The sequence below is a fragment of the Sulfitobacter alexandrii genome, assembly GCF_001886735.1.
Lineage (GTDB): Bacteria > Pseudomonadota > Alphaproteobacteria > Rhodobacterales > Rhodobacteraceae > Sulfitobacter > Sulfitobacter alexandrii.
Genome location: NZ_CP018076.1, coordinates 3003234 through 3016788, shown reverse-complemented (window position 1 = coordinate 3016788; position 13555 = coordinate 3003234). Strand labels below are relative to the sequence as shown.

Annotated in this window: 13 protein-coding genes; 11 read left to right on the top strand and 2 right to left on the bottom strand. The window is 67.0% G+C overall.

The genetic code is table 11. From position 1 onward, the window contains the following. Window positions 1–67: 67 nt before the first annotated feature. From BOO69_RS14805 to BOO69_RS14770, 8 genes are all read left to right on the top strand, one after another. Window positions 68–550 (top strand): class I SAM-dependent methyltransferase, encoded by a 483-nt coding sequence (locus BOO69_RS14805; protein WP_071972877.1) that lies wholly within the window; start codon window positions 68–70, stop codon window positions 548–550. A gap of 168 nt (window positions 551–718) precedes the next feature. Beyond that, window positions 719–1573, top strand: coding sequence for an IclR family transcriptional regulator (locus tag BOO69_RS14800; RefSeq protein ID WP_237267484.1), 855 nt, complete (start codon window positions 719–721; stop codon window positions 1571–1573). An 18-nt stretch (window positions 1574–1591) separates the two neighbouring features. Then, window positions 1592–3685, top strand: a complete 2094-nt coding sequence (locus BOO69_RS14795) for a 3-hydroxyacyl-CoA dehydrogenase NAD-binding domain-containing protein (protein WP_071972875.1) — start codon at window positions 1592–1594, stop codon at window positions 3683–3685. A 37-nt stretch (window positions 3686–3722) separates the two neighbouring features. Next, complete coding sequence (locus tag BOO69_RS14790; protein WP_071972874.1) at window positions 3723–4916, top strand: acyl-CoA dehydrogenase family protein; 1194 nt, start codon at window positions 3723–3725, stop codon at window positions 4914–4916. 3 nt (window positions 4917–4919) lie between these two features. Beyond that, window positions 4920–6053: an acyl-CoA dehydrogenase family protein gene (locus tag BOO69_RS14785; protein ID WP_071972873.1), complete on the top strand. Its 1134-nt coding sequence runs from the start codon at window positions 4920–4922 to the stop codon at window positions 6051–6053. After that, the gene (locus BOO69_RS14780) at window positions 6034–6468 is read left to right on the top strand and encodes a PaaI family thioesterase (RefSeq protein WP_071972872.1); all 435 of its coding nucleotides are present in this window, start codon (window positions 6034–6036) and stop codon (window positions 6466–6468) included. The genes BOO69_RS14785 and BOO69_RS14780 overlap by 20 nt, the downstream gene beginning before the upstream one ends. Continuing rightward, a complete protein-coding gene (locus BOO69_RS14775; RefSeq protein ID WP_071972871.1) occupies window positions 6465–7235 on the top strand; it encodes an oxepin-CoA hydrolase, alternative type in 771 nt (256 codons plus the stop codon). Before BOO69_RS14780 ends, BOO69_RS14775 begins: the two co-directional genes overlap by 4 nt. A gap of 23 nt (window positions 7236–7258) precedes the next feature. Next, entirely contained in the window at window positions 7259–8755 is a 1497-nt protein-coding gene (locus BOO69_RS14770) for a class I adenylate-forming enzyme family protein (RefSeq protein WP_071972870.1), read from the top strand. 3 nt (window positions 8756–8758) lie between these two features. Here the strand turns inward: BOO69_RS14770 and rpe are convergent, their stop codons facing one another. Next, the gene (gene rpe, locus BOO69_RS14765) at window positions 8759–9448 is read right to left on the bottom strand and encodes a ribulose-phosphate 3-epimerase (RefSeq protein ID WP_071972869.1); all 690 of its coding nucleotides are present in this window, start codon (window positions 9446–9448) and stop codon (window positions 8759–8761) included. 192 nt (window positions 9449–9640) lie between these two features. On the opposite strand from rpe, the gene BOO69_RS14760 reads away from it, so the two are divergent. Both BOO69_RS14760 and BOO69_RS14755 read left to right on the top strand, forming a co-directional pair. After that, window positions 9641–9856, top strand: a complete 216-nt coding sequence (locus BOO69_RS14760; protein ID WP_071972868.1) for a hypervirulence associated TUDOR domain-containing protein — start codon at window positions 9641–9643, stop codon at window positions 9854–9856. Window positions 9857–9861: 5 nt separating this feature from the next. Further along, entirely contained in the window at window positions 9862–10827 is a 966-nt protein-coding gene (locus tag BOO69_RS14755) for a DNA topoisomerase IB (RefSeq protein WP_083545706.1), read from the top strand. 7 nt (window positions 10828–10834) lie between these two features. On the opposite strand, the gene BOO69_RS14750 is transcribed toward BOO69_RS14755, so the two are convergent. Then, the gene (locus tag BOO69_RS14750; protein ID WP_071972866.1) at window positions 10835–12187 is read right to left on the bottom strand and encodes an MmgE/PrpD family protein; all 1353 of its coding nucleotides are present in this window, start codon (window positions 12185–12187) and stop codon (window positions 10835–10837) included. A gap of 142 nt (window positions 12188–12329) precedes the next feature. Here BOO69_RS14750 and BOO69_RS14745 point away from each other — a divergent pair, with 142 nt between their 5' ends. Beyond that, the gene (locus tag BOO69_RS14745) at window positions 12330–13247 is read left to right on the top strand and encodes an aminotransferase class IV (protein ID WP_071972865.1); all 918 of its coding nucleotides are present in this window, start codon (window positions 12330–12332) and stop codon (window positions 13245–13247) included. Window positions 13248–13555 lie beyond the last annotated feature (308 nt).

Below are 13555 nucleotides of genomic sequence, written 5' to 3'. Positions count from 1 at the left end.
TGCCGTGAAAGCTTCACATCCCGGGCGCTCTGCGCCATGAAGGCAGCAACCGCGAAAGGAGAACCGGATGAGCCGCCTCGACGTCTTTATCAACCGCATGGTGTCGCAACGCGCGTGTCTCGACCACGCCGCAGCCGCGACCGCCCATCTGGAGGGCCCGGTGTTCGAACTGGGTCTCGGCAACGGCCGGACCTACCACCACATGCGCGAGACGATGGGCACGCGTCCGATCTTCGTATTCGAGCGCGCGGTCGCCGCGCATCCCGACAGCACGCCGCCGGACGACATGCTGATCCTCGGCGATGTGCGCACGACTTTGCCGCGGGCACTGAAACGGTTCGGTCCGACAGTGGCGCTGATCCACGCGGACCTCGGCGGGCACAACCTCGAAAAGAACGACGCCTTCGCGCGGCTGGTCTCGCCGCTGATCGAGCCCTTGCTGGCCACCGGCGGGCTGATGGTCTCTTCCGACCGGATGTATTTCGACCGCCTGAAAGAACAGCCGCTGCCGGCCGACGCCGTGCCCGGTCGCTGCTTCATCTACGGCTGAGCCCTTCGGCGCGCCGCTGGGCGGTGCCGTGACGTTGCGGCGCACCGCGCCTGCCGGTTCCGCCGCCGGAGTTTGCGCTTGTGCGTTTCAGATCGCGAAACTATCTTGCGCATGAAATTTGCGGAACTTCGTTCTGCATCGCGAAATAGCAGGGGGGACAGGCTTGCCGTGGAGCAGCGCAGCGCCGACAATTGGACAGGGCCCGGACGCGACCGGGCTGCGCCGTTGCCGATGACCGCCGGGCATGCCGACCCCTGTGAAACGGATCGCAAGTTCGCCAACACGCTGGCGCGCGGGCTCGGCGTGCTGCGGGCGTTTCGCGCCAGCGACAACGGTCTGACCCATGCCGAGATCGCCGAACGCACCGGTTTGCCCAAGCCCACGGTATCGCGCCTGACCTACACGCTGTGCGCGCTGGGGTATCTGGCTCACGGGGGCCGGAACGACCGCTTCCGGCTCGGCCCCGCCGCGGTGACCCTCGGCTCCGTCGCTGGGTTGTCCGTGGGCTTCGTGGAACAGGCGTCGGACCTGATGCAGTCCCTCGCGGACCGGACCGGGACACTGGCGGTCATCGCGGTCCGGGATGGCGCGCGCATGTTGCTGGCAAGGACATGGCGGCCGACCGGCCGTTCGACCGTCTGGCTCGAGCCGGGTCACAAGACGCCGGTCCTTGGCTCGTCCTCCGGCATGGCGGTGATCGCCGCGATGGAAGACGACCGTTTTGCGGCGCTGGACAATGCCGCCGCGCTGGCATCCTTCCGCGCGGAAGGGGCGTACCAGCTCGACCATCAGGGATTCCTGATCGTGCCACGGGATCAGAGCTACACCCGCACTGTCAACGCGGTCAGCGTGCCCTACTATGCAGAAGAGTTCTGCGAATCCGTTGCCTTTACCTGTGGCGCATCGCCACGTGACCTGACAACCGCCCGGATGCTGGACGAGGTCGGACCGGCCCTGCGCGACACGGTGCGCGCGCTGGAGCGGGAAACCGGACATGCCTCGGCCCGGATGCAGCGCGGATAGACATTCAAGGAGACCCAGATGACCGACAAGATCGAATATTCCCGACAGGACGACATCGCCGTGCTGCGTATCCGGAACCCGCCGGTCAACGCCCTGTCGCAGGCCGTGCGTCAGGGTCTCTCCGATGCGATGGACCGGGCCGAAGCCGAGGATGGCGTGAAGGCGGTGCTCATCGTGGGCGAGGGACGCGCCTTCATCGCCGGCGCCGACATCACAGAGTTCGGCAAGCCGCCGCAGGAACCCTTCCTGCCGGATCTCTGCACTCGGATCGAAGGCTCGCCGCTGCTGGTCGTGGCCTCCATGCACGGTGTTTCCCTTGGCGGCGGGCTCGAGGTGGCGCTGGGCGCCCACTACCGCATCGCCCAGCCCGATGCGCGGGTGGGCCTGCCCGAAGTGCACCTCGGCCTCATTCCCGGCGCCGGGGGCACGCAGCGTCTGCCGCGCCTCACCGGGGCCGAGAAGGCGATCGAGATCATCACCTCCGGGCGTCAGGTCAAGGCGGCGGAAGCCGAGGAACTGGGTCTGGTCGACCGCGTAACGGAAGGCGACCCCGAGGCGGTCGGCCTCGCCTACGTGCGCGAACTGCTGAGCACCGGCGCGCCGCGCCGCCCGGTCAGCGAATTGCCCGCGCCCGAACCGATCGACTGGGATGCCACCTACGATTCGGTGCTCAAGAAAGGGCGCGGCCAGATCAGCCCCGCCACCGCCGTGCGCGCGGTGCAAGACAGCGCCGAACACCCCTTCGCCGAAGGCATGAAGCGCGAGCGGGCCCATTTCATGGACCTCATGCAAACCGACCAGCGCAAGGGCATGATCCACGCCTTCTTCAACGAACGCGCGGTGGGCAACCTGCCGGAACTCAAGGGCGTGGAGCCGCGCGCGCTGCAATCCGTCGGCATCATCGGTGGCGGCACGATGGGCGCGGGCATTGCCACGGCGGCCCTGCTGGCGGGCCTCAACGTCATCCTGATCGAGATGAAGCAGGAGGCGGCGGATGCCGCGCGCGAGCGAATCGCCGGCAATCTTCAGGGCGCGGTCAAGCGCGGCAAGCTGTCCGAAAGCCGCTACGAGGCGATGATGACGACCGGTCTCGAGGTGTCGGTCAACTACGACAGCCTGCGCGACGTCGATCTGGTGGTCGAGGCGGTGTTCGAGGACATGGGCGTGAAGCGCGAGGTCTTCGGCAGACTTGATGCCGTCTGCAAGCCCGGCTGCGTGCTGGCGACGAACACGTCCTATCTCGACGTGAACGAGATCGCCGCCGCGACTTCGCGGCCCGAGGACGTGATCGGCCTGCACTTCTTCTCGCCCGCGCATGTGATGAAGCTGCTCGAGGTCGTCGTGGCCGACAAGACCGCGCCCGATGTCGTCGCCACCGGCTTTGCGCTGGGCAAGGCACTGGGCAAGGTCAGCGTGCGCGCGGGCGTGTGCGACGGCTTCATCGGCAATCGGATTCTGGCGGTCTACCGGACCGCGGCGGACCACATGGTGCTCGACGGGGCGTCGCCCTTCCAGATCGACAAGGCGCTGACCGACTTCGGCTTTGCCATGGGGCCGTTTGCCGTGGCCGACCTCGCGGGGCTCGACATCGGCTGGGCCACGCGCAAGCGCAAGGCGCCGCATCGCCACCCCGAGGAACGTGTGCCCACCTACATCGACCGGCTCTGCGAACAGGGGCATTTCGGCCAGAAGACCGGCGAAGGTTACTATGTCTACGAGAAGGGCAAGCGCGGGGGCACGCCGAACCCGAAAATCGCCGAACTGGTGGCCGAGGAACAGGCGGAGCGCGGAATTACGCCACGTGATTTCACCGACGAGGAGATTGTGCGGCGCTATATGTGTGCGATGGTGAACGAAGCGGCCAAGGTCGTTGGCGAAGGCATCGCACGCCGTCCCCTGGACGTCGATATGACGCTGCTCTTCGGCTACGGCTTCCCGCGGTTCTGGGGAGGACCGATGAAATGGGCGGATATCCAGGGACTGGACAACGTGCTGGCGGACATCGAACGCTACGCGCAGGAGGATGCGTGGTTCTGGCAGCCCGCCCCGCTGCTCAAGAAACTCGTGGCCGAGGGCCGGACATTTGACGATCTCAACAAGGCCGCCTCGTGACGGCGCGGCATGACGACTGACCGATAGGAGCACCGACATGGATCTGAGCTATTCCGACGAAGAGAAGGCCTTCCGCGAGGAAGTCCGGACATTCCTCAAAGAGAAACTGCCCAAGGAGCTGAGCGACAAGGTTCGCGGCGGCGACGAACTTGGCAAGGCGGACATCGAACGCTGGCACGCGATCCTGAACGAACAGGGCTGGCTCGCGCCGAACTGGCCCAAGAAGTTCGGCGGGGCCGAGTGGAACGCCGTGCAGCGCCACATCTTCGAGGAAGAGGCCGCCGCCCACCACGCGCCGCGCATCGTCCCCTTCGGCCTGTCGATGCTCGCCCCGGTGCTGCAGAAGTTCGGCTCCAAGGAACAGCAGGACTATTGGCTGCCGCGCATCCTGTCGGGCGAAGACTGGTGGTGCCAGGGCTATTCCGAACCCGGTGCCGGGTCCGACCTCGCCTCGCTCAAGACAACGGCGGTGCGTGACGGGGACCACTACATCGTCAACGGGCAGAAGACCTGGACCACGCTGGGTCAGCACGCCAACATGATCTTCTGCCTCGTGCGGACGGACAAGGACGTCAAGCAGCAGGAAGGCATTTCGTTCCTGCTGATCGACATGAACACGCCGGGTATCGAAGTGCGCCCGATCATCCTGCTCGACGGCAGCGCCGAGGTGAACGAGGTCTTCTTCAACGACGTGAAGGTGCCGGCAGAGAACCTCGTGGGCGAGGAAAACAAGGGCTGGACCTATGCCAAGTACCTGCTGACCCACGAACGCACCAACATCGCCGGCGTCGGGTTCTCCCAGGCCGGGCTGACAGCGGTCAAGCGCATCGCCAAGGCCGAGATGGCGGGCGGCAAGCCCCTGATCCAGAATCCGCATTTCGCCGCGCGTCTGGCGCAGGTGGAAATCGACCTGCAGGCCATGTCCACCACCAACCTGCGCATCATCTCCAAGGCGGCGGCGGGCACGGCGCCGGGGGTGGAATCCTCCATGCTCAAGGTCAAGGGCACGATCATCCGGCAGGAGATCAACGACCTCGCGCGGCGCGCGGCCGGTGCATACGCGATGCCCTTCGCCTCCGAAGCGATCGAGGGGTCGAACGCGGGCCTGCCCGATCCGCTCGCGGCCGGTCCGGTGGCGGCGCAGTATTTCAACAACCGCAAGCTGTCGATCTTCGGCGGCTCCAACGAAATCCAGCGTGGCATCATCGCCAAGGTCACGATGGGAGGATAACTGATGAATTTCGAGCTGACTGAAGAACGCCAGATGCTGCAGGACACCCTGCGCCGCTACCTGCGCGAGAAATACGACACCGCCACCCGGAACAAGATCATCGCCAGCGATGCGGGTTACAGCGCCGAAATCTGGTCGGAACTGGCCGAACTCGGCGTGATCGGCGCGCTGTTCACCGAAGAGCAGGGCGGTTTCGGCGGCAAGGGCTTCGACATCACCACGGTGTTCGAGGAACTGGGCCGCGCGGGCGTGGTCGAACCATTCCTCGATACCGGCGTGCTGGCCGGTGGCCTGATCGCGGACCTCGGGACCGACGACCAGAAGGCGCATGTGGAAGAGATCATCGCGGGCAGCCTGCAACTGGCCTTTGCCCATGGCGAGCCGACCAGCCGCTATGACCTGAACCGCGTGCAGACCACCGCAAAGACCGATGGCGACGACATCGTGCTGAACGGCCACAAGGCCGTCGTGGTCAACGCCGAAGCCGCCGACATGCTGGTCGTCTCGGCCCGCGAAAGCGGCGAGCCGGGCGATGATGCCGGGATTTCGCTGTTCCTCGTGCCCGCGGACACCAAGGGTGTCACGGTTCAGGGGTATGGCCTGCTGGCCGGCGGACGCGCCGCCGAGGTGATGCTGGACGACGTGAAGGTGCCTGCCTCCGCCCGTCTGGGCGACGCCGGCAAGGCGCTGCCCGCGATCGAGGCACGGGTGGCGAAGGCGGCGGTCGCGCAGGTGGCCGAAACCCTGGGCGCGATGGAAACCGCGACCAGGCTGACGAGGGACTACCTGGGCACCCGCAAGCAGTTCGGGCGTCCCATCGGCAGCTTTCAGGCGCTGGCGCACCGCATGTCCGATCTCCAGATCGAGATGGAACAGGCCCGCTCCTCGGTGATCAACGCCGCCGGGCATCTTGAATCCGACAGGGCCATCCGCGAAAGCCACGTCTCGGCGGCAAAGAACCTGCTGGGCCGGGCCGGCCGCCTTGTGGCGGAGGAATCGATCCAGATGCATGGCGGCATCGCCATGACGCAGGAATACGAACTTGCGCATATCGCCAAGCGGATCGTCATGGCCGACCATCGGTTCGGCGACACCGACCACCACCTGGAGCGCTTCATTGCCCTCTCCGCTGCCTGAGACGTCTCACCTGATCGAGAACGAGACCGGAACGCAGACGTTGATCGGCTATGTCGTCGACGTCAGCGATCCGGACGGTCGGGCGCGGGTCTGGCTGGACATCGGGCAGCAGCATACCAACCGGCACAACGTGCTGCACGGGGGCATCGCCACGGCGGTGCTCGACAACGCCTGCGGCACGACCGGGTCGCTGACGGTCGATGCCACCGGCAAGGCGCCGTTCCTGACGATTTCGATGAACGTGCAGTTCGTCGCACCGGCCTGGGAAGGCAGCCGTGTCACGGCGACTGGCCGTGTCGTGGGGGGTGGCCGCAGCACCCTGTTCATCGCCGCCGATCTGGTGGATGAAAAGGACCGCCTGATCGCCACGGCGACGGGCGTTTTCAAACGGGTCCCGAAGGAGAAACTGAAATGAGCGCACGGCTGGAAGACAAGGGCGACCGCCTGATCGTCTGGAACGGCAACACCGCCAAGCGGGGCGCGCTCAGCCCCGAGCTTTACGAATGTATCCTCGAGGCCGCCGAGCAGGCGCGCGAACGGCGCATCCGCGCGGTCATCCTCACGTCCGAGGGGCCGTTCTTCTGCGCCGGGGGTGACCTGAACGTGCTGATCGAGCGGCGCACGCTGAGCGAGCCGGAACGCCGCGACAGGATCGACGGGTTGCACGACATCATCCGCGCGATGCGGTCCTCGCCCGTGCCCTTCATCGCGGCGGTCGAGGGCGGTGCGGCAGGGGCCGGCTTGTCCATCGCGCTGGCGTGCGACCTGATCGTCGCCTCCGAAGAGGCACGCTTCACCGCCGCCTACGTCAAGGCCGGGCTGGTCCCGGATGGCGGGCTGACCTCGGCGATGTCACGGATGATCCCCCGCCCGCTGGCGATGGAGATGTGCCTGATGGGCCGCCCCGTCAACGCGCACCGTTTCGCCGACATGGGCGCGGTCAACCGCATCTGCAAACCCGGCAAGGCCATGGAAGAGGCGATGACGCTGGCCGACACCCTTGCGGAGGGCCCGCGCGACGCCCAAAGCACGATCCGGGGGCTGGTGGCTGACGCCTACGAGGCGACCGAAGCCGAACAACTGGACGCCGAGCGCGACGCGATGGCCGCTGCGTCGGGCAAGGACGAAGCCGCCGAGGGAATCGCGGCCTTTCTGGAAAAACGCAAACCCGCCTACCGCTGACCGGGGCCGGGGGGAGGAACACAATGGCAAGGGTCGAGGAATATCTCGCCGAACAGGTGGCGCGCGCGCCGCTGTCCACGGCACTGAGCGACAGCACGGGCGTCCGCTGGTCCTTCGCCGATCTGGACGAGGCGAGCGACGCGCTCGCGGCGGAGTTGCAGGATGCCGGCGTGCAGGCCAACGACCGCGTCCTGCTGCTGGCCGAGAACTGCGCCGCGGCGGTATCGGCCCTGCATGCCGCCTGGAAACTGGGGGCGGTCATCATCCCCTTCAACGCCCGCCAGACCGAAGGCGAAGTGCAGAAGATCCTCGATCATGCCACACCCGCCGCCGTCCTGATGACGACCGGCGCGTCGGCGGACGCGGGCAAGCACGCCGAACGGATGAACGCGCGCGAAATCACCGGCAAGTTCGGCAACCTGCATATCGCGACGCCTCTGCCCAGCGACCCCGACGACGATCTGGCCGGCGTCGCGGTGCTCCTCTACACGACCGGGACGACCGGCGATCCCAAGGGCGTGATGCTTACCCACGCCAACATGCGCTTCGGTGGCAAGGCCTCGGCCGAACTGCGGCACATGACGCCGGACGACGTGATCTACGGCGTGCTCCCCATGAGCCATGTCTTCGGCCTCGTGTCGGTGCTGACCGGGGCCTGCTACGCGGGGACGCATGTGCGGCTCGAGGCGCGGTTCTCTGCCCAGAAGCTCTTCGAGGCCGCCCATGACGGCGTGACCATCATCCCGGCGGTGCCGCAGATGCATGCGCTGGTGATGCAGTACACCAAGGAAAAGGGGCTGGAGAAACTGGGTTCCGACAGCCTGCGTTACGTGTCGTCGGGCGGTGCGCCGCTGGATCCCGCGTGGAAGCGCAAGGCCGAAGCCTTCTACCAACTCCCGCTGCAGAACGGCTTCGGCATGACCGAGACGACGTCGGGCGCGTCGGCCACGGTGAACGAGATCGGGTCGCCCGATACGTCGGTGGGGCCGATCACGCCGGGGACCGAGGCGATGATCGACGAATCCGTGCCCGGCGGCGGTGACGGCGAGGGCGAAGTGCTGATCCGCGGCCCGCACGTGATGAAGGGCTACTACCGCAACCCCGAGGCGACCGCGAAGGCGCTGGATGCCGACGGGTGGCTGCACACCGGCGATCTGGGCAAGATCGACGGGGAGGGGCGGCTGCATATCCTCGGACGGTCGAAGGAACTGATCATTCACGGCGGCTTCAACGTCTACCCGCCCGAGGTGGAGGCGGCGCTGAACGATCATCCGCAGGTGATCCAGTCCGCCGTGATCGGGCGAATGAAGGAGGGCGACGAGGAAGTGCTGGCCTTTGTCCAGGTGGCCGAGGGAGATGCCCCCGACGTCGACGAGCTGCGCGCGTTCGTCAAGCAGCGGCTCGCGGGGTACAAACGGCCCAGCCGGATCATCATCGGCACCAGCCTGCCCGCCGCGCCGACGGGCAAGATCCTCAAGCACCGCCTGCTCGATGCCTTCGCCGACCGGCTCGGGGACTGAGCCTCAGACGTAGGTGCCTTCCGCGGCCTGACGGATCGCGCGGATGTTGTCGCCGTAGGCAGCCGGGTCGCTGGCCGACCCGCCCTTGAACACCGCCGAACCCGCGACGAGAACGTCCGCACCGGCCTTCACGCATTCGGGGGCGGTGTCTACCGTGACGCCGCCGTCGATCTCGATATGCACGGGGCGGTCCCCGATCATCCGGCGCAACGTGGCGATCTTGGGCGCCAGCGGGATGAACTTCTGCCCGCCGAAGCCGGGGTTCACGGTCATCACGCAGACAAGGTCGACGATGTCCAGCAGGTCTTCGACCGCGCTGGCCGGGGTGCCGGGGTTGAGCGCCACACCGGCCTTGCAGCCCGCGGCGCGGATCGCCTGCAGCGTCCGGTGGATGTGCGGCCCGGCTTCCACATGCGCGGTCAGGATATCCGCCCCGGCGGCGGCAAAGGCGTCGATGTAGGGATCGACCGGCGCGATCATCAGGTGCACGTCCATCACGCCCTTGATATGCGGGCGGATCGCGGCGCAGGTGGTCGGGCCAAAGCTGATGTTGGGCACGAAATGCCCGTCCATCACGTCGACGTGGATCCAGTCCGCGCCCTGTGCCTCCACGGCGGCGCATTCCGCGCCGAAGTCGGCGAAGTCGGCGGCAAGGATCGAGGGGGCGATTTTCAGGGATCGGTCGAAGGTCATGGCGGTCTTTCCGGCAGCAGGAACGTTGGCTGCCTCATACCCCGGCCTGCCGCCGGAGGATAGGCCGTCCGCGCGTTTTCCTGCGTTTCCGGCAAGGGATGGCCACCGAGTGCGGCAATCTCGTGCCCTGCGGGAACCCGTATCGCCAATCCGGCGTTTGCCCGCCGTTAACGAGGTGAGGAGCGTGAGCACATGTCACAGATCAGGGAAGGCTCCACAGTGGAGTGGGATTGGGGCAACGGCACTGCCGAAGGCAAGGTGCAAAAGACCTACACCCGCAAGATCACCCGCAAGATCAAGGGCAACGAGGTCACCCGCGACGGGTCCGATGACGATCCGGCCCTCTTCATCGAACAGGAAGACGGCGACGAGGTGCTCAAGCTCAAGTCCGAGGTCCGGCCGAAATGACCGCCGTGGCGGGCAGACGCCTGATCTATGTCAGCGATGACCAGCCGGGGATTTCCCGGCGGCGGCGCGGGCGCGGTTTTACCTACATCGCGCCTGACGGCACGACCATCGCGCGCGGCGCGGAACGCCGCCGGCTCGAGGCTCTGGCGGTCCCACCGGCCTACGAGGACGTGTGGATGTGCACGCTGGCCAACGGGCACCTGCAGGCCACGGGCCGCGACACCCGCAAGCGCAAGCAGTACCGCTATCATCCGGACTGGGCCGAAGCACAGGCGGCGACCAAATTCGCCGGTCTTGCCCGCTTCGGTCACGCGCTGCCAAGGCTGCGCCGCCGGGTTGCCCGTGACCTGAAGGAGAAAGAGGGCGAACACATCTTTGCCCTTGCCTGTGCCGTCACCCTGATCGACCGGACGGCCATGCGGGTGGGTGACCCTGCCTACACCCGTGAAAACGGCTCCTACGGGGCGCTCACCCTGCGCAACCGCCATATCGAGCTTGACGGCGACAAACTCCACCTGCGGTACCGCGCCAAGGGGGGCAAGAACGTCCGCCGCACCATGACCGACCGCAAGCTGGCCGGAATCCTCGACCGGATCGGCGATCTGCCGGGCAGGGAATTGCTCAGCTGGGTGGACGCGGACGGCACCGCGCATTCCGTCGGGTCCGCCGATCTCAACGCCTATATCTCGGACATCACCGGCGAGGATGGCGTAACGGCCAAGACCTTCCGGACGTGGGCGGGCACGCTGAGCGCCTTCAAGGTGGCCGAAAAGGGCGGGGCGACGATCAAGGCCATGTCCGAGGCCGCCGCGGACACCCTCAGCAACACGCCGACGATCGCGCGAAACAGCTACATCCACCCCGACGTGATCGCGCTGGTCAAGTCCGACCCGCTGGAACTCGAGGGGCTCGATCAGCGCGATCTCTTCGCCGCCGAGGGTCGGCTGCTGCGGTTCCTCGAGTACGGCTGAAGCCGGGTCAGCCGCCCGGCGATTCCAGCAGTGCAAGCAGATCGGCAAAGGTACTGCCGCGCCGGGGCAGGTCCAGACAGGCCTTCATGATCGCGTCGGCCCGCGCCGCGCCGATCGTCGGCACGGCGAAGCGCCGGAACTTGCCCGTGATCTCCGCCGTGCCAAACGGGCGTTCCGGCCCGCCCCGCGCATGAACCTCGACCGACTGCAGCCTGCGCCCGTCCCTCAAGGCAAGCGTGACATCTGCCCAGCGGCCCGCCGGATAGCGCGCCTCGTGCTCCGCGCCGACCGTCACGGTGGTGCGCCCCACGACCTCCGCGACCCGCCGGTCCTGCAGACCCGCGCCCGCGATATGGTCAAGCTGGATATCCCCGTGCACCAGCATCACCGCCACCGCGAAGGGCAGCGAATACTGCGCCTGCGAGGTCGTTTCCGGCAGACCGGGAAATAGCTGTGCGGCGTTGTGAAAGGTCCGGATCTCGACGCGTGCGACGTCGTCCGCGCCGATTCCATGCGCCAGTCGCAATTCACGCACCGCGTCGATGGCGGCATGGGCCCAGCGGCAGATCGGGTAGGGCTTGATGTATTGCAGCGGCACCTGCCAGACCTCGCCCAGGTCGGCCCAGTGGGGTTGCGCGGTCTCCGCCTCGACGGTCACCGCCGGCGCGCCGGTAAAGCCGAGCTCGGCCATCGTCAGGGCCGACACCCCGACAAGCGCCCCCATGCCGGACCCGTCATGCAGCATCGTGGGCGTCGCGATCTCGCGCATCATCTGGCTGCGCGGGCCGTGGTATTCCGCGATTCCAAGCGCCTCGCGAAGCTGTCCGGCCGTCGCGCCGCGCAGCCGCGCCCCCAGCGCCACGACCCCCAGCGCGTTCCACGCGCCGGAGGTGTGATAGTCGCTGACCGAGGCATGCAGCGCCGTCGCCGCGCGCCCGGCAACCTCGTATCCGGTCACAAGCGCCGCAAGCGCATCCCGGCCCGACAGCCCCGGCAGGTGCTGGCCAAAGCCCACCAGCGCCGGGACGACCGCGACGCCGGTGTGTCCCTTTGTCGGATTGTACCCGTCGTGGCCGTCGAGGTTGTCGATCTGCGTCGCCAGCGCAAAGGCCGCCCCGGCGAGGCTTGCGCTGCGTCCGTCGAACATCATCCACGCGGTGTCTTCGGCGCTCCCGGCCCCGTAGAGCCGCCGCGCCGTCTCGCGCGCGATCCGGCCCGCCTGCATCGGCGCGGCTGCGATGGCGATGCCCAGCGTGTCCAGGAGCAACAGGGCCACGCGGTCCAGCACGGTATCGGGAAAATGGTCGGTCGGGCGATGCCGGATGAAATGGTCGACATGCGCGGGCAGGGCGTGCGGCATCCTCGGTCTCCGGTGAATGCGGTGCCGACAGAATAGGCGGCCCGCAGCCCGATAATGCGCCATTCGCGACATCTGCGCGCCGTGTCTGGCGCAGGACCGCAAACCTGTTAACACTGCGCGCGTGACAAAGGGGGAGCACGCGATGGCCCAGACCACGCACGAGGCGGACGAGGACACCCGCAACCGCGATATCCGGATCTATGTGAACGGTGATATCGTGCACCGGAACGAGGCCAAGGTGTCGGTCTACGACGCCGGTTTCATGCTGGGCGACGGGATCTGGGAGGGCATGCGCCTCTACCAGGGAAAGTGGGCGTTCTTCGATGAACACATGGACCGCTTCTTCAACTCCTGCAAGGCGATCGATCTCGACGTCGGGATGGACAAGGCCGGCATCGCCGACGCGCTCCGCCGCACCGCCGAGGCGAACGGCATGACCGACGACGTGCACTGTCGCCTGATGCTCACACGCGGGATCAAGGACAAGCCGTTCCAGCATCCCGGCCTCAGCACCTCGGGTCCGACGCTGGTCATCATCATGGAACACTCCAGGCCGGTGGATCGCCTGCAGACCGCCGGCATCCGTCTTGCTTCCGTGCCGCAGGTGCGCGGGTTGCCGCATGCGCAGGACCCCAAGCTCAACAGCCATTCGAAACTCAACTGCATCATCGCCTGCCTGCAGGCCGAAGCGGCGGGCGCGGACGAGGCGCTGATGCTGGATCCGCACGGGTTCGTGAACACCACCAATGCCTGCAACTTCTTCATCGTCCGCCGGGGCGAGGTCTGGACCTCGACCGGGGACTACTGCATGAACGGCGTGACCCGGCAAAAGGTCATCGACCTGTGTCTCGATAACGGCATCCCCGTTCATCAAAAGAACTTCTCGCTCTACGAAGCCTACGGCGCGGACGAGGCCTTCCTGACGGGCACGTTCGGCGCGCAGACGCCGGTCGCCTCCATCGACGGCAAGAAAATCGGCAACGGCGACAGGCCCGTGACCCGGACGATCCAGGGGATGTACAAGGATCTCATCAAGAAACACGTGAACGGAGCGGCATGAGATGGCGGATGGCATGACGACGGGGCCGCGGTCCTACCTCGAACCGCTGAACCTGCGGGGGCGCATCTCGACACCGCAGCCCAAGGGGTTGCCGCTGGTCAACCTCGGCTTCAACGAATTGCCCTATGGCCCCAGCCCGAAAGTCGCCGCCGCCGTGGCCGAGGCCGCCGCGCAGGTCGCCTCCTACGGCACCCCGCTGTGCGACGGTCTGCGCGCCACGCTGATCTTCCACATGAACGCGATGGCCTATTCGCTGATGGCGATGATCGCCGTCGGCGGCTGCCTCACGGTTCTGGACCGGTTCCATT